The organism is Sphingomonas cynarae, from assembly GCF_039537815.1.
GTDB classification, from domain to species: Bacteria; Pseudomonadota; Alphaproteobacteria; order Sphingomonadales; family Sphingomonadaceae; genus Sphingomonas; species Sphingomonas cynarae.
In genome coordinates, this window is sequence record NZ_BAABBF010000008.1 from 26,606 (window position 1) to 47,760 (window position 21,155).

General features: G+C 65.3%; 25 protein-coding genes and 1 riboswitch. Of the genes, 11 read left to right on the top strand and 14 right to left on the bottom strand.

The genetic code is table 11. The features are described from left to right. Positions 1-93: 93 nt before the first annotated feature. A complete protein-coding gene (locus ABD719_RS15215) occupies positions 94-1,845 on the top strand; it encodes a chloride channel protein (RefSeq protein ID WP_344694229.1) in 1,752 nt (583 codons plus the stop codon). Positions 1,846-1,942: 97 nt separating this feature from the next. Here the strand turns inward: ABD719_RS15215 and ABD719_RS15220 are convergent, their stop codons facing one another. Genes ABD719_RS15220 through ABD719_RS15265 form a run of 10 tightly spaced genes read right to left on the bottom strand, consistent with a single transcriptional unit; the run spans position 1,943 to position 9,172 of the window. Further along, entirely contained in the window at positions 1,943-2,833 is an 891-nt protein-coding gene (locus ABD719_RS15220) for an MBL fold metallo-hydrolase (protein WP_344694230.1), read from the bottom strand. Positions 2,834-2,854: 21 nt separating this feature from the next. Further along, entirely contained in the window at positions 2,855-3,451 is a 597-nt protein-coding gene (locus ABD719_RS15225) for a DsbA family protein (RefSeq protein WP_344694232.1), read from the bottom strand. Positions 3,452-3,498: 47 nt separating this feature from the next. Further along, positions 3,499-4,125 carry a DsbA family protein gene (locus tag ABD719_RS15230; protein ID WP_344694233.1) on the bottom strand — a complete coding sequence of 209 codons (627 nt, stop codon included), beginning with the start codon at positions 4,123-4,125 and terminating at the stop codon, positions 3,499-3,501. Continuing rightward, complete coding sequence (locus tag ABD719_RS15235) at positions 4,122-4,901, bottom strand: redoxin family protein (protein ID WP_344694234.1); 780 nt, start codon at positions 4,899-4,901, stop codon at positions 4,122-4,124. The genes ABD719_RS15230 and ABD719_RS15235 overlap by 4 nt, the downstream gene beginning before the upstream one ends. Before the next feature lie 29 nt (positions 4,902-4,930). Beyond that, positions 4,931-5,713, bottom strand: coding sequence for a sulfite exporter TauE/SafE family protein (locus tag ABD719_RS15240; RefSeq protein ID WP_344694235.1), 783 nt, complete (start codon positions 5,711-5,713; stop codon positions 4,931-4,933). Next, positions 5,710-6,942 (bottom strand): NAD(P)/FAD-dependent oxidoreductase, encoded by a 1,233-nt coding sequence (locus ABD719_RS15245; RefSeq protein WP_344694236.1) that lies wholly within the window; start codon positions 6,940-6,942, stop codon positions 5,710-5,712. Before ABD719_RS15245 ends, ABD719_RS15240 begins: the two co-directional genes overlap by 4 nt. Then, positions 6,939-7,373 (bottom strand): protein tyrosine phosphatase family protein, encoded by a 435-nt coding sequence (locus ABD719_RS15250; RefSeq protein WP_344694237.1) that lies wholly within the window; start codon positions 7,371-7,373, stop codon positions 6,939-6,941. The genes ABD719_RS15245 and ABD719_RS15250 overlap by 4 nt, the downstream gene beginning before the upstream one ends. Positions 7,374-7,392: 19 nt before the next feature. Beyond that, a complete protein-coding gene (locus ABD719_RS15255) occupies positions 7,393-7,818 on the bottom strand; it encodes a DUF6691 family protein (protein WP_344694328.1) in 426 nt (141 codons plus the stop codon). Beyond that, a complete protein-coding gene (locus ABD719_RS15260) occupies positions 7,818-8,255 on the bottom strand; it encodes a YeeE/YedE family protein (RefSeq protein WP_344694238.1) in 438 nt (145 codons plus the stop codon). The genes ABD719_RS15255 and ABD719_RS15260 overlap by 1 nt, the downstream gene beginning before the upstream one ends. Then, positions 8,255-9,172: an MBL fold metallo-hydrolase gene (locus ABD719_RS15265; protein ID WP_344694239.1), complete on the bottom strand. Its 918-nt coding sequence runs from the start codon at positions 9,170-9,172 to the stop codon at positions 8,255-8,257. The genes ABD719_RS15260 and ABD719_RS15265 overlap by 1 nt, the downstream gene beginning before the upstream one ends. A gap of 84 nt (positions 9,173-9,256) precedes the next feature. Between ABD719_RS15265 and ABD719_RS15270 the strand changes: the two genes are divergently transcribed. From ABD719_RS15270 to ABD719_RS15280, 3 genes are read left to right on the top strand one after another with little or no spacing between them, the layout of a single operon-like run. Further along, positions 9,257-9,880, top strand: coding sequence for a peroxiredoxin (locus ABD719_RS15270; RefSeq protein ID WP_344694240.1), 624 nt, complete (start codon positions 9,257-9,259; stop codon positions 9,878-9,880). Next, positions 9,877-10,287, top strand: a complete 411-nt coding sequence (locus ABD719_RS15275; protein WP_344694241.1) for an ArsR/SmtB family transcription factor — start codon at positions 9,877-9,879, stop codon at positions 10,285-10,287. Before ABD719_RS15270 ends, ABD719_RS15275 begins: the two co-directional genes overlap by 4 nt. A 25-nt stretch (positions 10,288-10,312) precedes the next feature. Beyond that, positions 10,313-10,858: a DsrE family protein gene (locus ABD719_RS15280; protein WP_425567188.1), complete on the top strand. Its 546-nt coding sequence runs from the start codon at positions 10,313-10,315 to the stop codon at positions 10,856-10,858. Positions 10,859-10,912: 54 nt separating this feature from the next. On the opposite strand, the gene ABD719_RS15285 is transcribed toward ABD719_RS15280, so the two are convergent. Both ABD719_RS15285 and ABD719_RS15290 read right to left on the bottom strand, forming a co-directional pair. After that, complete coding sequence (locus tag ABD719_RS15285) at positions 10,913-11,290, bottom strand: DUF190 domain-containing protein (RefSeq protein WP_344694242.1); 378 nt, start codon at positions 11,288-11,290, stop codon at positions 10,913-10,915. Between the two features lie 26 nt (positions 11,291-11,316). Then, positions 11,317-12,675, bottom strand: a complete 1,359-nt coding sequence (locus ABD719_RS15290) for a voltage-gated chloride channel family protein (protein WP_344694243.1) — start codon at positions 12,673-12,675, stop codon at positions 11,317-11,319. Positions 12,676-12,698: 23 nt separating this feature from the next. Further along, a riboswitch (Fluoride riboswitch) is annotated at positions 12,699-12,775 on the bottom strand. Positions 12,776-12,938: 163 nt separating this feature from the next. Between ABD719_RS15290 and ABD719_RS15295 the strand changes: the two genes are divergently transcribed. From ABD719_RS15295 to ABD719_RS15310, 4 genes are read left to right on the top strand one after another with little or no spacing between them, the layout of a single operon-like run. After that, the gene (locus ABD719_RS15295) at positions 12,939-13,304 is read left to right on the top strand and encodes a DUF305 domain-containing protein (RefSeq protein WP_235528336.1); all 366 of its coding nucleotides are present in this window, start codon (positions 12,939-12,941) and stop codon (positions 13,302-13,304) included. Between the two features lies 1 nt (position 13,305). Then, on the top strand, positions 13,306-14,745 hold the full coding sequence (locus ABD719_RS15300) for a YncE family protein (protein WP_344694244.1): 1,440 nt from the start codon (positions 13,306-13,308) through the stop codon (positions 14,743-14,745). Between the two features lies 1 nt (position 14,746). Next, a complete protein-coding gene (locus ABD719_RS15305) occupies positions 14,747-15,256 on the top strand; it encodes an RNA polymerase sigma factor (protein ID WP_344694245.1) in 510 nt (169 codons plus the stop codon). Then, complete coding sequence (locus ABD719_RS15310) at positions 15,253-16,023, top strand: anti-sigma factor family protein (RefSeq protein WP_344694246.1); 771 nt, start codon at positions 15,253-15,255, stop codon at positions 16,021-16,023. The genes ABD719_RS15305 and ABD719_RS15310 overlap by 4 nt, the downstream gene beginning before the upstream one ends. 51 nt (positions 16,024-16,074) lie before the next feature. On the opposite strand, the gene ABD719_RS15315 is transcribed toward ABD719_RS15310, so the two are convergent. Beyond that, positions 16,075-16,587 (bottom strand): MgtC/SapB family protein, encoded by a 513-nt coding sequence (locus ABD719_RS15315; protein ID WP_052149081.1) that lies wholly within the window; start codon positions 16,585-16,587, stop codon positions 16,075-16,077. Further along, entirely contained in the window at positions 16,584-17,651 is a 1,068-nt protein-coding gene (locus ABD719_RS15320; protein WP_056025203.1) for a sulfite oxidase, read from the bottom strand. The genes ABD719_RS15315 and ABD719_RS15320 overlap by 4 nt, the downstream gene beginning before the upstream one ends. A 146-nt stretch (positions 17,652-17,797) precedes the next feature. Between ABD719_RS15320 and ABD719_RS15325 the strand changes: the two genes are divergently transcribed. The 3 genes from ABD719_RS15325 (at position 17,798) to ABD719_RS15335 (ending at position 21,143) form a co-directional block, all read left to right on the top strand. Continuing rightward, positions 17,798-18,670, top strand: coding sequence for a LysR family transcriptional regulator (locus tag ABD719_RS15325; RefSeq protein ID WP_056025206.1), 873 nt, complete (start codon positions 17,798-17,800; stop codon positions 18,668-18,670). Next, a complete protein-coding gene (locus ABD719_RS15330; RefSeq protein ID WP_344694247.1) occupies positions 18,667-19,818 on the top strand; it encodes a TDT family transporter in 1,152 nt (383 codons plus the stop codon). The genes ABD719_RS15325 and ABD719_RS15330 overlap by 4 nt, the downstream gene beginning before the upstream one ends. Positions 19,819-19,907: 89 nt before the next feature. After that, positions 19,908-21,143, top strand: a complete 1,236-nt coding sequence (locus tag ABD719_RS15335) for a molybdopterin-dependent oxidoreductase (protein WP_056025213.1) — start codon at positions 19,908-19,910, stop codon at positions 21,141-21,143. Positions 21,144-21,155 lie beyond the last annotated feature (12 nt).

A 21,155-nucleotide genomic window follows, 5' to 3' on the forward strand; every position in this document is an offset into this window, starting at 1 on the left:
ACGCTCAGCGGGGCAATCGCCCTGATGATGTTTGCGGTGCTCCTCCGTAATGACGATTAAGGTGCCCGGCCTGATATGCAGGATGACGATGGCATGACGCTGGACGTCACTTCACTGCGAATGGCGGCGTCATGGTTGCGCCGGAGGGTGCGTGCCAGCGAGGCGTTCCTGATCCTGTTGGCGGTTGTGATCGGCGGTGCTGCCGGTTTGCTGAGCGTGGTGCAGGGCGCGATCGCCCGGACCCTTCAGCACCTGCTCTTCGCGCTGCCGAGCGACCAGCGCCTCAGCTCGACGCCGGCGATCCCCGCCTTCGCGCTCCTCGCGCTGCCCGTCGGCGGTGCCATCCTGGCGCTCTTCTCGTGGGCCTTGAAGGCGAGAGGGCGAAAGATGGTGGACGCCGTGGAGGCCAACGCGCTGCACGGCGGCCGCATGTCGTGGAGCGACAGTCTCGTCATCTCCGGCCAGACGATCATCTCGAATGGCTTCGGTGCCTCGGTCGGCCTCGAAGCCGCCTATGCGCAGCTTGGTGGGCTTGTTTCGTCGATCGCGGGCGGATGGTTCCGGCTGAGACGCGCTGACCTTCGCGTCCTTGTAGGGGCCGGTGCCGGTGCCGCCATCGCAGGTGCCTTCGGCGCGCCGCTGGCCGGAGCATTCTACGCGTTCGAAATCGTCATCGGTGCCTATACACCTGCCGCGATAGCACCCGTTGCGGCAGGGTCGCTATCCAGCGTGCTCGTGGCACAGGCGTTCGGTGCGCAGCCCTATATCGTCAACGCGACGGTCGGCGAGCAGGTGCAGACGTATCATTACCTGATCTACGCCGGCCTCGGGGCCATCGCCGCGGCGATCGGCATCCTGCTGATGCGCGCCGTGGCCGACGTCGAGGCTCTGAGCCGACGCCTCCCGGTCCGCGCTTCGTTGCGACCCATCATTGGAGGGGTGCTGCTAATTCCGCTGGCCTGGCTGACCCCACAGGTCCTGTCGGCGGGTCACGGCGCCCTCCACATCGATCTCGAATATGGGGTGCCGCTGATGATCCTGGCGGCCATTCTCGTTCTGAAAAGCGCGGCATCAATCGTATCCCTCGCCTTCGGTTTCCGCGGCGGACTCTTCTTCGCATCGCTCTTCCTCGGCAGTCTCCTCGGCCAGCTCTATGCGGGTGGACTAGGCTGGCTTGCAGGGCACCCGCTGGTCGACCCTACCAATGCAGCGCTGGTGGGAATGGCGGCGCTGGCCGTTGCGGTCGTCGGGGGTCCGATGACGATGGCGATGCTGGTGCTGGAAGCGACGCACGACTTCTCGCTTGCCGGCGCGACCATCGCCGCTGGGCTGGTATCGTCGACGATCGTGCGCGAGACGTTCGGCTATTCCTTCTCGACGTGGCGCCTCCATCTTCGTGGAGAGACCATCAAGAGCGCCCGCGATGTTGGTTGGGTTCGCACGTTGACCGCCGGACGGATGATGCGGAAGGTAGAGCGGGCGACGCCTGCCCGGATCACCGTCGCCGAGTTTCGACGGCTTTTCCCGTTGGGCTCGACAAGCCGGGTCGTGGTGATCGACGATCAAGATCGTTACGCGGGGATCGTGCAGACGGCCAGGGCCTTCGCTGAGGGTGTGTCGACGACGGACGCGGTCGGAACGCTCGCGATCCACAGGGAGCAGGTTCTGGAGCCTGACGCAGGCATCAAGGCGGTCATGACGGCGTTTGATACCGCAGGAGCCGATGAAATGGCCATTGTGGCCGGTGACGGCAAAGTCCTCGGCATCCTGTCGGAATCCTACGCCCGACGACGTTATGCCGAGGAACTGGACAAGTCTCAGCGGGAGATGTTTCGCGAAGATTGAGATTGGCCCGCGACGAGCTGATTGGCTCGTCGCGGTCAGGAAGAGAGAATGCCGGTGGCGTCGGTTTCTCTTTTCAGACGCATTGCTGCAGACCGAGCTACTTCATTGCGGGACCGAAGCGGTTCAAAGGCACCTTGAGAAATACCGTCCCACACGCCTCCGCATCAGGAAGCCGGCCGCCACGAATGTTCACCTGAAGCGCAGCGAGCATCAGGTCGGGCAGCGGCAGCGATGCGTCGCGCTTCTCGCGGGTCGTCACGAACTCCGCCTCGTCGATGCCATCGCGGACATGGATGTTGTCACGCCGCTGCTCGGCGACGGTAGAGCGGCCGATCACCTCGCGACCGTCTTTGCCATAATCGTGCCCGACATAGGTCGCGGTTTCAGAGGAGAGACCAAGGATCGCGCGGATCGAGCGCCAAAGTGCGTGCGCGTCACCGCCGGGGAAGTCCGCCCGGCTCGTGCCGCTGTCGGGCGCCATCAGCGTATCGTGAACGAACGCCGCGTCACCCACGACATAGGTGATCGAGGCGAGCGTGTGGCCAGGCGAGAGCATGACGCGCGCATCGAGCGAGCCGATCGTGAACTGCTCTCCTTCGGCGAACAGGTGATCCCACTGGCTGCCATCGACGGGCAGGTCGGGCAGGCAGTAGATGTCCTGCCAAAGCTTCTGCACCTCCACGACCTTGGCGCCGATCGCGGTTTTGCCACCCGTCTTTTCCGCAAGGTACGGGGCGGCCGAGAAGTGATCGGCATGGGGATGGGTATCGAGAACCCATTCCACAGTAAGCCCCTTCGCGCGGACATATTCGAGGATCAGATCGGCATTGTCGGTTGCGGTCGCACCGGCGCGCGGATCGAAGTCGAGGACCGGGTCGATGATCGCGGCGGCCTTCGTGGTTTCGTCGACCACGACATACTGGAAACTGCCGGTGCGCTCGTCGTGGAGCGACGCGACCGTCATGCCCTTGTGGTTATACTCGATCATGTTTCGTATCCTCTCGCATCGTCAGCTTTCTGCCCGCGCACGCGCGAACAGCCGTTCGAAATCGGCGGTGTCGATCGCCCCGATCACCAGCAGGCGTCCGGCAAGGTAACCCGGAGTGCCGGCTAACCCGATCGAATAGGCTTCCTGTCCGTTCGCCCTCAGGCGGGCCGCGACAGCGTCAGCGTGGGCGGCAAGCCAAGTCGTCGCGCGCAGCCAGTCGCCGCCAGCGCGCATGACAGTATCCCGCAGCATGTCGTCATCGATCGTGCGGCTGTCCGTCATCAACGCGCGATGTACGGCCGGATAAATCCCTTGTTCGGCGCACGCGATCGCAACGCTTGCGGCACGTTCGGAGGGCCGGCCGAAGATCGGCCAGTCCTTGTAGATGACGCGCACCTTGCCGTCGCGTTGCACAGCCTCTTCCAAGGCTGGAAATCCATGACGGCAGGCCGGGCAACGATAGTCGGTGAACACGGCAAGCCGGAGCGTAGCATCGGCAGGCCCGTCCTCCGGCGAGCCATTGCCGGCCAGGATCAGGTCAGCGGTCGGACCGACGTCGCGGCCGATCGGGGCAGTACCCCGAAGAACCTGCCCGACTGCCCAGCCACCAACGACCACCGCGCCCAGTCCGGCAAGCTGTCTCCGATTGAGCGGGCCGGGCATGATCAGCGCGCCGCAGGCTTGTTGCGCGCTTCCGCGACGAGACGACGCAACGTCGGCAGATCGACCGCCCCGGCGACAACCTGTGAGCCGACGATCATCGCCGGCGTCCCGTTGAAACCGATCGCGCGGGCGATGCCATCGGTGCGCGCGAGCAGCGCGTCGATTTCGGCGCCGTGCATTTTCAAATCCCGTTGCAGACGGGGCCAGTCGACCTTGGCTTTGGCAGCGGCTGCCTTGATGCCCGCGTTGTCGAGCCGCGCCGACGAGGTCAGCAGCGCTCCATGAAAGGCGGCATGCTTACCCTGCCACTGGCTCGCAACGGCCGCGCGCGAGGCTTCACGCGAGGCAGGTCCGAAGATCGGCCAGTCTCGATACACGATCCGCACCTTCGGGTCGGAGCGAAGCAGGGCGTTCAGTACCGGCTCCATGCGACGGCAGTAGGGGCAGTTGTAATCGAAGAATTCGACTACCGTGACATCGTAGGTCTTGCCTGCGCGCTTGGGAGCTACGGGATCATCGACGACGGCCTTGCGCGATAGATCGGGCTGCTGCGCGAAAACCGGCGTGATCGGCGCGGCGAAGGCAAGCGCAGCCAACAGGCCACGCGACATTAGATTGCGACGGTTCATCGGTGTTTCCTTGCTAGATCGATACCATCGGCGAGGGCGGCGCGTGACAACTCGCCGAGTTGGAGCTGCACGATCGTGCCGTCCGCCGCGACGAAGGCCGTTGCGGGATAGCCGGCTACCTTCAGGGCTTGGGAAAGGCCGCGATCGGGGTCGAGCGCGACATGCCCCGCACCGATGCCCTCACGGTTGAGGAAGCCGCTGACGGTCGCTGGCGCCTCACCCTGATCAGCGAGAAGGATCGGGACCTCGCCGGTCCGCGATGCAGCCGCATCGAGCATCGGCAGCTCACGCCGGCACGGACCGCACCAGGTCGCCCATAGGTTCACCACGAAAGGGCGGCCGCGGAAGCGATCGAGTGGAAGCGGAGCGCCCGACGCGGTCGTCAGATTAAGATGATAGGGGAACGGGTCGTAGGTCACGGGAGGGATCAGCGCCTGAAGCGCAAACCAGAGGCCGCCCGCTACAACCAATGCTCCCCAGCCTGCCGCCAGCGCGCTTGAGCGGCCAAGCCGGATCGCCAGTATCGCCGCAGCGCCGAGAAGTCCTGCAACGGGGGAGAAGCCGCCCTGCCACACGGCGAGGATGGACAATGTAGCGTCGGCGTAACTTGCCCAATGGGCCGCGACATAACCGATCCGCGCCGTGACCAGTCCAGCGACGATAGCGCTGGTTGCAACTGCCGCCACGCGAGGGAAGCGGAACCGCCCAGCCAATGTCGTCAGCCCAAGGAAGACGACGATGCACAGCACGGCAAGCCCGCGATCCACAGCCAGCATCAGCGGCCCGATGGCAATTGCGCTCCCCATCACAGAAACGCGCTTGTGCTCTTCCAGAGCATGTAGGCCGCCACAACGAAGATAAGGACGGCGAAGACCGTGGTGAGCGTACGGCCTGTGCCAAGGCGCTTCGCGATGCGCGTGCCGCCCAGGCCACCGACAACCCCACCGGCGATGAACGCGAACGCAAGCGGCCAGTCCACCAGACCGGAAAATGCGTAATTGGCAGCCGTCGTCAGCCCGAAAGCAGTGACTGCGATCAACGACGTGCCGACAGCATTGAGGATCGGCATACCCGTCGACCCGATCAGGCCAGGGACGATCAGGAAGCCTCCGCCGATGCCGAAGAAGCCTGAGAACAGACCGGTGCCAAGGCCATAGCCCAGCACTTTCGGCGCCTTCTCCCGGTTGCATTCTGCGCCCGGATTGCCCGCGTCACCCCGCCCGCGCAGCATCAGGACGCCAACGACGACCATGACCAGCGCGAACAGGAACAGGAGCTTGCCGCCATCCATGGCCTTGCCCGCTGTAGAGCCGAACAGGGCACCAACGACGCCGGCGGTCGCGTACATGCCGCCGCAGCGCCATTTGACGGTATGCGCCTTGGCATGGCCGATCAGCCCCGTGGCGGCGTTGGCCGCGACGGCGAACGCGCTCGTGCCGATGGCGAGGTGCGCGTCCGGCACACGCACCAGATAGACCATGAGCGGGACGGCGAGGATCGACCCACCCCCGCCGACAAGCCCGAGGGTGAAGCCCACCAGGCTGCCGGACAGCGCGCCCAACAGATACTGGATCGGTTCGAGGGTCATGTCGCCTTGCCGATCTCATGCGGAGCCGCCATCCACTCATGGCCTTTAAGCATGCCCTGCCAATAGATCGGGGGCAGCATGCGCTCCTTCAGGAACCACGCAGCCCGCGTCGGGCGCGTTCCGTCCAGCAGCCAGGACGGGAAGCTGGGAAGCAATTTCCCGCCATAGCCGAACTCGGCAAGCACGATCTTGCCACGCTCGACGGTGAGCGGGCACGACCCATAGCCGTCATAGTCAGCAACGGGGGGCTTGCCATCGAGCGCGGCGAGCGCGTTGACCGCTACTACGGGTGCCTGCTTACGGGCCGCCGCAGCCGTCTTCGCATTGCTCGTCCCGGCGGCATCGCCCAAGGCAAAGACGTTGTCATACCGCTTGTGCCGCAGCGTTGCCTCATCGACCTCGACGAAGCCGTTGGCCGCCGCGAGCGGACTTTTGGCGATGACGTCATGCGAAACCTGAGGCGGCACGACGTGGAGCATGTCGAACTCGCGCTCGATCCGCTCGCTTATGCCGTCCCGCTTGCGCTCGAACGTGGCGACACCCCGATCGGCATCGACTGCGACGAGGTTTGACTCGAGCTTGAGGTCGATCCCGTACTTCTCGACATATTCCATCAGCGCCGGGACGTAGGTCGCGACCCCGAACAGCGCTGCGCCCGCGTTATGAAACTCGACGTCGATCGCGGGAAGAACACCGCGTTCGCGCCAGATGTCGCAGGAGAGATACATCGCCTTTTGCGGCGCGCCGGCGCACTTGATCGGCATCGGCGGTTGCGAGAACAGCGCACGCCCCCGCTCCAAGTCCCGCACAAGCCGGTAGGTGTAGGGTGCCAGATCGTAGCGGTAGTTGGACGTGACGCCGTTGCGGCCCAACGCTTCAGGAAGCCCGGCGATTTTCTCCCAGGCGAGGCGCAGGCCGGGGGCGACGATCAGGACACGGTAGGCGATCGTATCCCCGTCCCCCAAGGTGATCGCTTGGCGAACGGGATCGATGTTGATCGCAGGCAGCCGTATCCATTCGACGCCCTTCGGCATCACGTCTGCTTCCGCCTTGCGGGTCTGTTCGGGGCTGAAAACGCCAGCGCCAACCAACGTCCAACCGGGCTGGTAATAGTGATCCCGGGCGGGATCGACGACAGCGATCGATACCTTCGCGTTGCGCTTCAGGATGCTGGCGGCCGTCGCGATGCCAGCAGCCCCACCTCCGATGATGACGATCTCGTAGGTCATTTGCCGGTCCTCTCAGAGCGGCGGGCAAGCGCCGGCTTCAGATCGGCAAGGTCGTATCCTGCTGCCTTGGCTTGACCGAGGATCGTTGCAGGATCGGTTTGGTCCGCCTCCGCCAGCGCCCACAGGGTGGCCGCCCGCGTACCGCTTCGGCAGAAGCCGAGCGTCGGCCCCGGCAGCGTGGTCAGCGCTTCCTTCATCCGGTCCGCATCGGCATCGGTCGCCTTGCCCGGCACGATCGGGACATGCTCGAAGGCAAGGCCATGTTCCTCTGCCATCCGCGCCATATCGTGTGCGCTTGGCTGACCCGGCTCCTCGCCGTCGGGCCGGCTCGAAATAATCGAGCGGTATCCCGCCTGTGCGGCAGCGGCGACGTCATCCCGGGTAAGCTGGGGAGCAGCCGAGAAGGACGGTGTGATCTTCTTGAAGGCCATATGACGTCTCCTGTCCCGTTCAGGCCGAACGGCGTGGGGTGAGTGCGAAGCGGTGGATGGCAGCGCCCAGCGCCATTGCGGCGATGAAGAGCAGCGCCGGTGCAGGCTGGATCGCCAGTGCGGCGATGGCGGGGCCTGGGCAGAAGCCGACAAGGCCCCAGCCTATGCCGAACAAGGCGGCACCGCCGATGAGGCGCGCGTCGATCGGCGAGGTGGCCGGTGTATGGAATTGCTCGGCGACGATCGGCGTGGAGCGCCGACGCACGATGAACCACGCTATCGCCATCGGCAGGATCGCCCCGCCCATGACGAAAGCCAGGGTCGGGTCCCAGGCACCGGCGACGTCGAGGAACGCCCTTACCCGGGCAGGATCGATCATGCCGGAAACGGCGAGGCCGGCGCCGAACAGCGTGCCGCTGACGAGCGAGAGGATGCCTTGGCGCATCATAGCGTCACCCCCGCCAGACGCATGAGGGTCACAGTGGCGATGCCGGTCGCCATGAACGTGCCCGTCGCGACGATGGACCGCGGCGACAGCCGCGAGAGGCCGCAGACGCCGTGACCGCTGGTGCAGCCCGCACCGAGCCGCGTACCGATCCCGACGATCAGACCGGCGACGGCGATCAGCCCCAGCGACGTCGGAAAGCGTGCCTGCACATCCAGATTTGCCGCAGCAAGGGCCGCGCCCGAGGGCAGACCCGCCGTGAAGAGGAGTGCGATCATCCACGGCGCGCCTCCTTCGGAAAGGCCGAGGACACGCGCGAACATGCCGCTGACTCCGGCTATACGACCGTTGCCCAGCAGCATGATCGCAGCCGCGACACCGATCATTAGCCCGCCGATGAAGCCGGCGAGCGGCATGGCGTAAGGAAATCCGGGCATCACAGTGCATCCAGTGGAATCTTGAGGTAGCGAGTGCCGTTGGCTTCCGGCTCCGGCAGATGGCCGCCGCGCATGTTCACCTGAACCGAGGGCAGGATGAGCTTGGGCATCGACAGGGTAGCGTCACGACTGGTGCGCATCGCGACGAAGTCGTCTTCGTTCACGCCCTCATGGACATGGACGTTGCCGACGCGCTGCGCGCCCACGGTCGTCTCCCAGACATACTGGTCGCGACCCGCCGCCTTGTAGTCGTGGCAAAGGAACAGCCGCGTCTCGTCGGGCAATTGCATCAGTCGGCGGATCGAGCGGTAGAGCTGGCGCGCATCACCGCCGGGAAAGTCGGCGCGCGCCGTGCCGTAATCCGGCATGAAGAGGGTATCGCCGGTGAAGACCGCGTCGCCGATGACATAGGCCATGTCAGCCGGGGTATGCCCCGGCACATGCAGCGCAATGGCCTCGATATCGCCGATCGCAAAACGATCGCCGTCGTCGAACAAGCGGTCGAACTCGGAGCCGTCGCGTTCGAAGTCGGTGCCTGCGTTGAAAATCTTGCCGAAGACGTTCTGCACGCGGATGATCTCGCGACCGATCGCAAGCTGACCGCCCAGCGCCTTTTGCAGATAGGGCGCCGCAGACAGGTGATCGGCATGGGCGTGGGTTTCGAGCAGCCAGTCGACCGTGAGGCCGTTGTCTCGCACATAAGCGATTACCGCGTCCGCCGATGCCGTCCTTGTACGGCCTGCCGCAGCGTCGAAATCCAGGACGCTGTCGACGATCGCGGCCTTCCGCGTGACAGGGTCCCAGACGACGTAGGTCGCGGTGTTGGTCGGCTCATCAAAGAAGGAATGAACGATCGGCGACCCTGCTGCCTTCGCTCGTTCGATTTGTGCAACTGCCTCGTTCAAAGCCGATTCCATGACCGCCTCGGTCTATAGGTTTCAGACTTTATGTAGTCGTGTAATCCACTTGCGTCAACGGGCTGCCCGTGCCATCTGGAAAGCATGGAAACGATGGATGCAGACGCGCCGCGCTCGTTGCGCATCGGGGACGCGGCCCCGAACTTCACCGCCCGCACGACGCAGGGCGAAATGACGCTCGATCAGTATCGTGGTCGCTGGGTCGTGTTCTTCTCGCACCCGGCCGATTTCACGCCGGTCTGCACCAGCGAGTTCGTCGCACTGGCCAAGGCCGCACCGCAGTTCGAGGCGTTGGATTGCGCCTTGCTTGGACTGTCGGTCGACAGCCTGTATTCGCACGTCGCTTGGTTGCGCGCGATCAAGGATGTCTTCGGCGTCGAGGTGCCGTTCCCGATCGTAGAAGACCCATCGATGGCCGTGGGTTACGCCTACGGCATGCTTGACGAGCAGGCCGGCGACGCCTCAGCCGTCCGCGCGACCTATTTCATCGATCCTGAGGGCATCATCCGTGCGCTCAATTGGTATCCCATGAATGTCGGGCGATCGGTCGACGAGATGCTGCGCACGGTCAGGGCATTGCAGCGCTCGGCCGATGGGCAAGTCTATACGCCGGCCGACTGGCAGCCGGGCGACGACGTCCTGCTGCCGCCCGCCTTGCCCGGCGGTGCCGGTGCCGACTGGTTTCATCAGTTGCAGGCCGATCGATGACGGCGATCCATCAATCCCGCGCGATCGCCGATGCGGCGGTCGAAAAGCTGCGCGTGTTCGCCCAACCCCAGCGCCTTATGATCCTATCCTATCTGCTCGGCGGTGAGCGTCAGGTCGCGGACATCGAGGCCGCTACTGGCGTGACCCAACCGGCGCTCAGCCAGCAGCTTGCCGAGCTGCGCCGCGCCGATCTGGTGAAGACGAGACGCGAGGCTAAGCAGGTCCACTACCGTCTTGCCGATGACGCGGCTGCGCTCTGCGTGCGCACGCTCGAAGCGATGTTCGGTGCCGATGATAAAGCCGTGGAGCAAGCAGCGCCCGCTCCCCGTTCGCCGCGACCACGCGAAGCGACGGCTACTGCGCGGCCACAAAACATCGGCGCGGCTGTGTTTGCGAGGATCGGGTAATCATTCCGGTGGAAGGAAAAGTTAGATGCGGCTTCCCTTTATCGCGATTGCAGGATGCGTGGCCGTCATGAGCAGCGCCGTCTCAGCGGGCGTCACCGCTCAGCAGCCTGTGATCGCCAGCTATGGCAAGATCACGCCGGTAAAAGGCGCGGCGGAGCGGCCGGATCGCTCCTTGCGATATCGCGTATTGTTCAGTGTGACGAAGGGGGCGTCGTCCCCCGACAAGGTCAATCCTTCGCTCGAGAAAGTCGCACGCTTCCTGAACTTGCTGGGCACGGATGGCGTGCGGCCGGCACGGGGAGATGTGGTGGTGATCGTCCACGGTCCTGCGACGCCGATTGTCGCCGAGGATGCGGCATATGCGACGAAGACTGGCGCTGCCGCGAACCCCAATCTTGCCCTGATAGCGGCGCTGAAGCGCGCAGGCGTGTCCGTTCGGGTGTGCAGTCAGGCGCTAGTCGGGAATAAGGTCGATCCCGCCACCGTCGATAAGGACATCGAAATTGATGTGTCGGCGCTGACCACAATGGCGACCCTGCAGCTTCGCGGGTGGGCGCTGATTCCGGACTAGGCGCTACACCAGCTTTTCTAAGATGCGATTGTTTGTGATGCGCGCGACTAGGCCTCAGATCGGCCCGCCTCGCGCTGCTACAGTCCAATGCTCCAGTTGCTTGTAGACGATCACCTTGTCGCCGAGCAGTTCACCATGCCGGCGACAGAACAGGTCGAGCTGATCGCGCTCGCCGACCAGCTCGACACAGATCGTCAGATGAGGATCGGCGATTTCCGAACCGTTCTCCCGGATCGGGCCGCGATTGCTGAAGCCGTAATGGGTATGCTGCGCGACAGCATTGATGATGCCGTCCGCTTTCGCGGTGCGGATCAGCTCGCGGTAGAGCGGCTTTGCGCCCCAGAAGCGACGCGGACCGATCTTGTCAGACGGCTTCAGATAGATGCGCAGCATTCCGACTTCGCGGTGCTGGACGGTAAAACGATCGGGCATGGCAGAGCTTTCGACAGGAAGCGGGATCAGGCGCGCGTGCGCCGGCGGGAGGCGCGGTGCGTGCGGGCATCTCGCAGGGTCGCGTCGGGTGTGAGGTGCGCGGCCGGCACCTTGGGCACGGCGACGCGCTGTGACAGGTAGATGCCGTTATGGCCCGAGCAGAGGTAGGCGACGAAACACGCGACCGCGATCGGCACCGCGTAGGCGGCACCGAACAGCTCGATCCCCATGAAGGTGCAGGCGAGCGGCGTGTTGGCCGCGCCCGCGAACAGCGCGACGAAGCCGATCGCGGCGAATACGCCCGGCGGCACCCCGAACATGGGCGCGAGCGCGTTGCCGAGCGCCGCCCCAATGAAGAACAGCGGCGTGACCTCGCCGCCCTTGAACCCGGCGCTCAGGGTGACGACGGTGAACAGCAGCTTCAGCGCCCAGCTCCACGGATGCGTGTCGACACCGAAGAAGCTGGCGATGCTCAGGCCGTCCGGCGTCGCCGCCAGCGTGCCGAGGCCGAGATAGTCGCGCGTGCCGAACAGCCAGACCAGCGCGATCACGGCCAGTCCGCCGATGACGGGGCGCAGCGGGCCATAGGGAACCGTGCGCTTCAGCCATCCGCCCAGCGCATGATTGGCCTCCGCGAAGGTCAGCCCGACCAGGCCGAAGGCGACACCGGCGACGCCGGCCTTGGTGACGAGCAGCGCATCGACCGGCACCAGCGCATCGATCCGGTAGACGCCGTGATGGATGCCCCAGGCAAGGCACGTCCAGTCGCCGACCAGTGCCGCGACCAGGCACGGCACCAGCGCGCGATATTCGACACGCCCGATCGCCAGCACCTCCAGTGCGAACACCGCCCCTGCGATGGGCGTGCCGAACACCGCGCCGAACCCGGCCGCAATGCCCCCCATCAGCAGGATGCGGGTGCCGTCAGCATCGAGCTTGAGCGCGCGACCGAAACCGCTGGCGAGACTGCCGCCCAACTGGACGGCGGTGCCTTCGCGCCCGGCCGAACCGCCAAACAGATGGGTCACCACCGTGCCGAAGAAGATCAGCGGTGCCATCCGCAGTGGCACCCCCCCGCCCGGTTCGTGGATCTGCTCGACAATGAGGTTGTTGCCGCCCTCCACCGAGCGGCCGGTCAGATGGTAAAGCAGTCCGACCATGAACCCGCCGATCGGCAGCAGGTAGAGCAGCCAGGGAAAGGCAAAGCGAAGCCGGGTCACGGCATCGAGGCTCCACAAGAAAGCCGCGCAGAGCGTTCCCACCGTTGCGGCCATCGGGACCAGGATCAAGGCCCATCGCAGCACCGACATAGCATGGGTGCGGCGATCGCGAATGAACGCTGCCATGTTGAACTGGTCGTAGAGATTGCGAAATGTCGCGCGCACGATTCCTCCTTGCTGCCTTGCGGCGCCTGGTAGGAATCATCGGCCCTTGCGAGGGCGGTTCGGCCGAATGGCCCGGCGGAAATCCATCGCCGTGCCGAGCATATGCTGTCCGACGGCGACCTGGTCAACCATCGGCAGGGTCACGATGAGACCATTGTTTTGCTGAGGATCAATAATTGGCTCAACCATGGAATAAATCTCGACGGGCGTCGTCTACGCTTTCGATACTGATGCGCCGGAGGCTTATGCGTAGACGAAATTGGATGCTGGGTCTGACTGCTTCGGCCATGCTCACCGGCGCAGTCGCGGCCGCCCCCGCCGATGGCTACGCCAGCATGGTATCTGCCGCGATGGACCGGATGATGGCGGGCATGATGGTCAAGCCGTCCGGCGACGTCGACCGCGACTTCGTCGCAATGATGCTTCCGCATCACCAGGGCGCCATTGATATGGCGGTGGCAGAGCTGCGCTACGGTCATAACGAGCAGCTCAAGCGCATTGCGCAGGAGATCATCATCGATCAGCAGCAGGAGATCGCCGCCATGAAGTTGGCGATTGGTCAGCCGCTACCCCCTTCGACGCCAGCCCCGACGCAGGGCGGCGACTACCACAGCCATATGGAGCACTGACATGATCCGGACCTTCCTGCGCTCGGCCGCCTTGCTGATGAGCGCCGCACCGGGCATTGCCATGGCCCAGCAGGCGCCGTGGAGCGCCAAGGACGTGCCTGTCAGCCACCGCGACCGCGTCTATGCATCCGAACAATTCTCCAACACGGTGTCGGTGACGGACCCGGCCGACAACAGGTTGCTCGGCGTCATCAAGCTCGGCGATCCGCAGCCGATGAATTTTTCCCCGCTCTACAAGGGGCAGGTGCTGGTTCACGGCCTCGGCTTCTCGCCGGACGGGAAAACACTGGCGGTCGTGTCGATCGGATCCAACGCCGTGTCGTGGATCGACACCGCCACCAACACCGTCAAGCACACGACCTATGTCGGGCGCAGCCCGCATGAGGCGTTCTTCACGCCGGACGGCAAGGAGGTGTGGGTTACGGTACGCGGCGAGGATTACATCGCCGTGCTCGACCCCAAGACGTACAAGGAGACCGGTCGCATCAAGACGCCCGGTGGTCCGGGCATGACGATCTTCTCTCCCGATGGCCGATACGGCTATGTCTGTTCCTCGTTCAATCCGGTGCTGGCCGTGTTCGATGTCTCGACCCACGCGCAGGTCGGACAGGTGGCGCAGCCGAGTCCGTTCTGTCCCAACATCGCCGCGACGCCGGACGGCAAGCAGGTGTGGTTCACGCTGAAGGACATCGGCAAGACGGTCGCATTCGATGCCAAGCCGCCTTTCGCGATCCTCAAGGTGCTGGATACCGGACCGATCACCAATCACGTCAACTTCGCCCGCACGGTCAGGGGACAGTTCGCCTATGTCACGGTAGGCGGGGAAAACGCGGTGAAGGTGTTCCGCACGTCCGACTTCGCGCTTGTCGCCACCATCCCGGTCGGCAAGATGCCGCACGGTGTCTGGCCATCGGGCGACGGCCGGCGCATCTATGTCGGGCTGGAGAATGCCGATGAACTTGCCGCGATCGACACCGCCGGCAACAAGGTCGTTGCCACCGTGCCGGTCGGACAGGCACCGCAGGCGATCGCCTATGTGCCGAACGCTATTCCGACAGGCCCCGGCACCGACAATCTCCAACCGCTCGGTACGGCAGGCAAGGCGGTGCATCTGAACATGGGGCCGGTTGGCGGCAATGGTGCGGCAAGCAGCATTACCCTCTTCGACCAGGGCATCATTCAGGTCGTGCAGAGTGCCGTTACCGGTTTGCAGCCCAAGAAGCCTTACATGCTCGTGCTCACCGCCAACGCGGACGGCAGCGGTGCGGTAGAGCCGCTTGCGAACTTCATGAGCAATCCGGCAGGTGCGGCGATCGTCAACGCGTCGGGTCCGATCCGGCAGATCGTTCAAGGCAGCACCGCGGCACCCCGGCGTTTTCTGGCGGTCGCCGAGGTGGTGAACGGCGCTCCGGGCCGCATCGTGCAGGTGCAGCGCGACTGAGATGGACCCGCTTGCCGCCGCGATCGAGCCCCTGGTCCCCGGTCTGCGCCGCTATGCCCGGTCGTGGTTGCGCGATCCGGCGATGGCGGATGACGTGGTGCAGGATTGCCTTGAGCGCGCGGTCGGGCGCTGGCGCCAGCGACGGGGTGCAGAGGTTCGCCCATGGGTCTACGCGATCCTGCACAATCTGTTGGTCGACCATCAGCGGCAGCACAGTCGGCGAGGTACGGCGGTTCCGCTCCACCTCGTCGACGACGCTGCGCTCGGCCGCCCGGCCGATCAGGACGTAGGCCTGCACCACCGAGACCTGTTGCGCGCACTTGATGCGTTGCCCGAGGAGCAGCGGACGGTGCTGCTCCTCATTTCCGTCGAAGGTCTGTCATATGGGGAAGTCGCTGCCGTCGTCGGCGTGCCGCTGGGAACGGTGATGTCGCGCATATCGCGGGCGCGCGACCGTCTGGCGACGCTCCTCCGCGAGGGTGAACGGCCACGATTAAGGAGTATTCGATGACCAGCCCGATCGGAGAGGACGATCTGGCCGCGTGGATCGATGGAAGGCTGTCGCCCGAGCGGCAGCGTCTGGTCGACGCTTACCTTGAAGGCCAGCCGGACGTGCATGCCCGTTTGCGGGAGCAGGCGGAGCAGGCGCGAGCCCTTGCGTCCCTGTTCACTCCCATCGCGGAGGAACCGATCCCGGCGACGATGCGCGTCGCAGCCATCAGGGGACGGCAACGCCAACCGCCTTGGCAACTCGCCATCGCCGCGTCGCTTCTGCTGGCGGTCGGATTTGGCGGTGGTTGGTCGAGCGCGCGGTGGAGCGGCGAACCCCACGCGGGCATCGCGGCGCTGGCCAATGAGGCGAGCGACAATTTCCGTGTCTATGCCGCCGACCGGATCCGACCGGCGGAAATCGGCCCCGACCAGCGCGCCATGCTGATCCGATGGACCTCCAGCCGATTGGGTGAGCGCGTGACCATCCCGGACCTCAGCACAGCGGGTTACCGCTATGGCGGGGGGCGATTGGTCGCGACGCCCCACGGCCCTGCAGCGCTGCTCCTCTATGATGGACCGCAAGCGTCGAAGCTTGCGGTGCTGACGAGGCCCATGCAAATCGACAAGAGCGCAAGCATGACCAGCACGTCCAGCGGGACCATGGGCCGGGTCACATGGGCTGTCGACGGGATCGGCTATAGTGTAGTGGGCGAGCGACCCGCTGCCGAGCTGCATCCGATCGCCGATGAGGTCCGGCGCCAGGCCGATGCGGGGCTTGTCTCCTGATAGCGCCTGGCCGCTTCTTAGCGCCGACAGGCACTGGGCGGACCAGCGGGATCACGGCTTGCGCTCGGCATCCTTCCGGTCGGCCTCTGCCGGAGTCAGCCTGGCCCGCTCGCGAATGCGACGTTCGAGCGGAGCGCCCGCGAACAGTACGAGCATCGCAAGGCTCAACCCGCCGATGATGAGCGGCCACACCGCCAACCCTGCTGCCGCGCCGATCGTGGCCGTGACCCAGATGCACGCGGCGGTCGCCAATCCATGCACTTCCTGACCCTGGCCGACCCGCAGCACCGCGCCGGCACCGATGAAGCCGACGCCGGACAGAATGCCCTGCATCGCCCGTCCTGCGGCATCGGCGTTTACGTTCGGCAAGCCACTGTGCACGATCGCCTGCACGGCGATGCAGCTCGCCAGACCGACCAGACCCAGCGTTCGCAATCCCATGATCTGCCGGTTCTCGCGCGAGCGTTCCCAGCCGAGCACCATCCCAGCCGCGGTCGCCACCACCAGCCGCCCGATCGCATCGATCCAGAAGCCGAGGTCCGATGCCGCTGATGCTTCGATCATTCGACCAGCACGTGCACATGATGCCAGGCGGTGCACAGATAGCCGGCGAAGTTCCACACCGTATCCGGCCGCTCGGGCTGACCCTGTCCAGTCTCGTCGAAGGCGCGCACGACAAGGTGCTGGCGCCCCTTGGCGAGCGTGGCGTCGAGGGTCCAGCGCCGCCAACCCCAGTGCGCCTCCGGATCATCGGTGAACGTCGCCTGTTGCCAGTCGCGACCACCGTTTACCGACACTTCGACCCGAGAGACGCGGCGATCATAGGCGATGGCATAGCCCTCGATCCGCACCTCCCCGGCCGGCAGGCTTTCGCCAGAGCCGGGCACGCAGATCGCGGCGTTGAGCGGCATGGCATTGATGGTCAGACCCTGGCTCCAGTCGACGGTGTCGCTCGTCACATCGGCAGGAAAGAGCTTGTAGTCGTGCGCCTGGATCGGTGCGTCGGATGGCGTCTCGCGCACCTCGATCCGTGTCAGCCATTTGGCGCTCCGCACCCCGGCATAGCCCGGCACCACCATGCGGAGCGGTGCGCCGTGTTCGGGCGTCAGCGGCTCGCCGTTCATCGCCCAGGCAATAAGGACGTCGGGTTGCCGCGCCTTGTCCATGGCGATCGAGACCCCGAACAATGCTTCCTCGCCTTCGACGTCCACCTCGTCCGCGCCGGTGAACGCCACGAACAGGTCGGACGCATTCGGCGCACCGACGGCATCCAGTACGTCGGACAGTCGTACGCCGGTCCATTCCGCATTGCCGATCGCGCCCACGTCCCAGGGGTCGCCGGACGTTTTAGCGACCTGCTGGAGATCCGTGCGCCGGTTGCCGGCGCACTGGAGAACTGCCGTCACCGTCCGCGTGGCCAACGCGCTTTTCAGTTCCTCCACCGAGAAGGAGCGGCTCGCCATGCCCGTCCCGCTCACTGCGATCCGGTGATCGGCAGGCAGATCGGGCACTGCACCATGGCTGCGCACGTAGAACAGCGCCTGCGGCGTCAGGAACCGCTCGATCAGCGCGCCGGGCGTCGGCTCGGCGTTGTAGGGATCGGATTTGCGCTCGATCATATCAGTCATGGACGAACCAACGCCGCAAGCGCGCGGATCGCTTCAAGCCTTCAAGACTATCGCAGACGAAGGATTACCGATCGTTCCGATATCCAGATTGGAACAAACAGATCGAACGGTTGGTCGTATCGATCAGTTTGCGCGATACAAGCTGCATGACCCTGGAGCAGCTCAGAATCTTCGTCGGTGTCGCCGAGCGCGAACACGTCACCAAGGCAGCAGAGGTGCTGAACGTCACGCAGTCCGCTGCCTCCGGCGCGGTCGCGGCCCTCGAAGCGCGCTACGGGGTTCCTCTGTTTCACCGCGTCGGGCGTGGCATCCAGCTGACCGAAGCGGGCCGCGGCTTTCTGGAGGAAGCGCGCGCGGTGCTGGGGCGGGCAGCGCATGCCGAGACGATGCTGGCGGACTATGCCGGGCTTGCCCGTGGTTCGTTGCGGATCGTCGCCAGCCAGACGATCGCAAGCTACTGGTTGCCCGCAAGGCTTGCCGCCTTCCACGACCGCCACCCGCAGATCGCGGTCGAGCTGGCGATCGACAACACCGAAGGCGCGGCAGCGCAGGTCCTTAGCGGAGCGGCGGAACTCGGTTTCGTTGAAGGCGAAGTGGACGAACCAGCGCTGGCGCATTGGGAAGTCGGACGCGATCCGATGGTGCTGGTCGGACGCAGGGACGCCGAGCGTGTCGACGAGGACTGGCTTCGCGCTGCACGCTGGATCGTCCGCGAGCAGGGTTCGGGCACGCGCTCGACCTTCGAGGACGTGCTGCGAACGCGCGGGTTTGATCCGGCCCAGCTGACGGTAGCGATGACGCTGCCGTCCAACGAGGCGGTGCGTACCGCGGTCGAGGCCGGTGCCGGCGTCGCTGTGTTGTCGCGATTGGTCGTCGCACGCGCGCTCAAGGCCGGCGATCTGGTCGAGCTGGCGCTTGAGTTACCCGATCGCGCCTTCCACGCGCTGCGCCACAAGGAACGCTATCGCACCCGCGCGGCCGACGCGCTGACGGACCTCATCAAGGAGCAGGTCGCATGACTGCCGACGCACCTTCGGCCCTGACCGGCCTCAAGCCGCTAAGCAGGCTCGATCACCCGCGCGAGATGATCCGCCAGTTCACACCCAACTGGTTTGCCGCGACCATGGGCACCGGCATCCTCGCTCTCGCGCTGCCGCAGGTGCCCGGCATCGGCCCCGCGCTCAAACCGATTGGCGAGGTGTTGTGGTTCTTCAACATCGCGCTCTTCATCCTGTTCGCCGGTCTCTATGGCGCGCGCTGGGCGATGTTCGGGCATGAGGCACGGCGCATCTTCGGCCACAACACCGTGTCGATGTTCATCGGGACCATCCCGATGGGCCTGGCGACGATCATCAACGGATGTCTCGCCTTCGGGATCGCGCGATTCGGTAACGGCATCATGCCGGTCGCACACGTCCTGTGGTGGATCGACGTCGCCATGTCGCTCGCCTGCGGCGTGTTGATCCCCTACCTGATGTTTACCCGCCACGAGCACAGCCTGGACGGCATGACCGCGGTATGGCTGCTGCCGGTCGTCGCAGCGGAAGTGGCGGGTGCCAGCGGCGGGCTGCTCGCGCCGCATCTGACCGATCCCCACGCGCAGATCGTGACGCTCGCGACCTCGTATGTGCTGTGGGCCTATTCGGTGCCGGTCGCGTTTGGCATCCTCGCTATTCTGATCCTGCGCATGGCGCTCCACAAGCTCCCGCACGAGAGCATGGCGGCATCCTCCTGGCTCGCGCTGGGGCCGATCGGCACCGGGGCGCTGGGTATGCTGGTGCTTGGGGCGGATGCGCCGGCGATCCTCGCGGCGCACGGGCTGGTCGGTGTCGGTACCGTCGCGCAAGGGATCGGCGTCGTCGCCGGGCTCTGCCTGTGGGGTTTCGGCCTGTGGTGGCTGGCGCTCGCGACGCTCATCACCATCCGCTACTGGCGCGCCGGCGTCCCATTCAACCTTGGCTGGTGGGGCTATACCTTCCCGCTCGGCGTCTACACCGTCGCCACCTTCCGCCTCGGTACGACGCTGAACCTCGGCCTCTTCGGTATCGTCGGCACGGTGCTGACGATCGCGCTCGCGGCGATGTGGCTGCTGGTCGGTGCCAAGACGCTCGCCGGAGCATGGCGCGGCAACCTGTTCGTCTCGCCCTGCATCGCTACCCCGAACTGATCCACCCTGATGATCGGATCAGTCGGTCCGATCACTTGCAGAACGCCCCTTCGATCCGCCAGCGTGGCTGGCCACAGGAGAGCCTTGTCATGGACAATTTTGACGCCGCGCTGGCGAGTGAAACCAGCCGTCGCCGCTTTCTCAGGCGTACGGCGCTCGGCACCGCCGGCCTTGCCGCAGCACCTGCGCTGGCGCAGCAGCTCGTCGACCTGAAGCTGCCTGGCGGCAATGCCGAGCGGCCGATGACCAGCGCCTTTCCTGGCAAGGGCAGCATGATCCTCCAACGCATCCATCCTCCGCTGTTGGAGACGCCGATGGACGTGTTCGACAAGTCGGTGTTCACGCCCAACGACCAGTTCTTCGTCCGCTGGCACTGGGCCGACATCCCGACCTCGATCGACGTCGAGAGCTTTCGCCTCAAGGTCTTCGGCCACGTCAACAGACCGCTGTCGATCAGCCTTGCCCAACTGCTGCGCCTGCCGCGCGTCGAGATGGCAGCGGTCAATCAGTGCTCGGGCAACAGCCGTGGGTTGTTCCAGCCGCGTGTCGCCGGCGCGCAATGGGGCAACGGCGCGATGGGCAATGCCAAATGGCTCGGTGTGCGCCTGCGCGACGTGCTTGATCTCGCCGGGGTCAAAGCAGGCGCGGTACAGGTACGCTTCGGCGCTCTCGATCAGCCGGTCGTCGCTGGCGCCCCCGACTTCGAGAAGGCGCTTGGGCTCGACCATGCCCGCGACGGCGAGGTGATGATCGCCTTCGGCATGAACGGCGAGCAGCTGCCGCTCCTCAACGGCTTCCCTTGCCGGTTGATCGTGCCGGGCTGGTACTCGACCTATTGGGTCAAGATGCTGAACGCGATCGAGGTGCTGCCCGGCCCTGACGACCAATATTGGATGGCCAAGGCTTACAAGATCCCGGCGACGCCGGGCGCCAACGTGATGCCGGGACAGAAAGACTTCCCGACCGTCCCGATTAACCGCATGATCCCGCGTAGCTGGATGACCAGCCTGCCGGATGGCCAGGTGATCGCCTATGAAGCGTCCATCCCGGTTGGCGGGATCGCGATGGGCGGCGACTGCGGCGTCGCCAAGGTCGATGTCTCATCCGATGGTGGCCGCACCTGGTACAGGACGACGCTCGGATCGGATGAGGGCAAGTATAGCTTCCGGCGCTGGGATGGTCGCGTGCCGCTTAGGCGCGGTCCCAACCCCATCATGGTGCGCTGCTGGAACGCCAACGGTGTCGCTCAGCCGATGAAGCCGATCTGGAACCCCGGCGGGTTCATGCGCGGCAACATCGAAACCACCACCATCATTGCGGCCTGAGGAGCGAGTAGC

Excerpts from the sequence above, each read along its gene's own strand:
- ABD719_RS15215 (WP_344694229.1), top strand. The coding sequence starts at position 94 with ATGACGCTGGACGTCACTTCACTGCGAATGGCGGCGTCATGGTTGCGC.
- ABD719_RS15220 (WP_344694230.1), bottom strand. The coding sequence starts at position 2,833 with ATGATCGAGTATAACCACAAGGGCATGACGGTCGCGTCGCTCCACGAC.
- ABD719_RS15230 (WP_344694233.1), bottom strand. The coding sequence starts at position 4,125 with ATGAACCGTCGCAATCTAATGTCGCGTGGCCTGTTGGCTGCGCTTGCC.
- ABD719_RS15235 (WP_344694234.1), bottom strand. The coding sequence starts at position 4,901 with ATGCTGGCTGTGGATCGCGGGCTTGCCGTGCTGTGCATCGTCGTCTTC.
- ABD719_RS15240 (WP_344694235.1), bottom strand. The coding sequence starts at position 5,713 with ATGACCCTCGAACCGATCCAGTATCTGTTGGGCGCGCTGTCCGGCAGC.
- ABD719_RS15245 (WP_344694236.1), bottom strand. The coding sequence starts at position 6,942 with ATGACCTACGAGATCGTCATCATCGGAGGTGGGGCTGCTGGCATCGCG.
- ABD719_RS15250 (WP_344694237.1), bottom strand. The coding sequence starts at position 7,373 with ATGGCCTTCAAGAAGATCACACCGTCCTTCTCGGCTGCTCCCCAGCTT.
- ABD719_RS15255 (WP_344694328.1), bottom strand. The coding sequence starts at position 7,818 with ATGCGCCAAGGCATCCTCTCGCTCGTCAGCGGCACGCTGTTCGGCGCC.
- ABD719_RS15260 (WP_344694238.1), bottom strand. The coding sequence starts at position 8,255 with ATGCCCGGATTTCCTTACGCCATGCCGCTCGCCGGCTTCATCGGCGGG.
- ABD719_RS15265 (WP_344694239.1), bottom strand. The coding sequence starts at position 9,172 with ATGGAATCGGCTTTGAACGAGGCAGTTGCACAAATCGAACGAGCGAAG.
- ABD719_RS15270 (WP_344694240.1), top strand. The coding sequence starts at position 9,257 with ATGGAAACGATGGATGCAGACGCGCCGCGCTCGTTGCGCATCGGGGAC.
- ABD719_RS15275 (WP_344694241.1), top strand. The coding sequence starts at position 9,877 with ATGACGGCGATCCATCAATCCCGCGCGATCGCCGATGCGGCGGTCGAA.
- ABD719_RS15280 (WP_425567188.1), top strand. The coding sequence starts at position 10,313 with ATGCGGCTTCCCTTTATCGCGATTGCAGGATGCGTGGCCGTCATGAGC.
- ABD719_RS15285 (WP_344694242.1), bottom strand. The coding sequence starts at position 11,290 with ATGCCCGATCGTTTTACCGTCCAGCACCGCGAAGTCGGAATGCTGCGC.
- ABD719_RS15295 (WP_235528336.1), top strand. The coding sequence starts at position 12,939 with ATGCTGGGTCTGACTGCTTCGGCCATGCTCACCGGCGCAGTCGCGGCC.
- ABD719_RS15300 (WP_344694244.1), top strand. The coding sequence starts at position 13,306 with ATGATCCGGACCTTCCTGCGCTCGGCCGCCTTGCTGATGAGCGCCGCA.
- ABD719_RS15305 (WP_344694245.1), top strand. The coding sequence starts at position 14,747 with ATGGACCCGCTTGCCGCCGCGATCGAGCCCCTGGTCCCCGGTCTGCGC.
- ABD719_RS15310 (WP_344694246.1), top strand. The coding sequence starts at position 15,253 with ATGACCAGCCCGATCGGAGAGGACGATCTGGCCGCGTGGATCGATGGA.
- ABD719_RS15315 (WP_052149081.1), bottom strand. The coding sequence starts at position 16,587 with ATGATCGAAGCATCAGCGGCATCGGACCTCGGCTTCTGGATCGATGCG.
- ABD719_RS15320 (WP_056025203.1), bottom strand. The coding sequence starts at position 17,651 with ATGACTGATATGATCGAGCGCAAATCCGATCCCTACAACGCCGAGCCG.
- ABD719_RS15325 (WP_056025206.1), top strand. The coding sequence starts at position 17,798 with ATGACCCTGGAGCAGCTCAGAATCTTCGTCGGTGTCGCCGAGCGCGAA.
- ABD719_RS15330 (WP_344694247.1), top strand. The coding sequence starts at position 18,667 with ATGACTGCCGACGCACCTTCGGCCCTGACCGGCCTCAAGCCGCTAAGC.
- ABD719_RS15335 (WP_056025213.1), top strand. The coding sequence starts at position 19,908 with ATGGACAATTTTGACGCCGCGCTGGCGAGTGAAACCAGCCGTCGCCGC.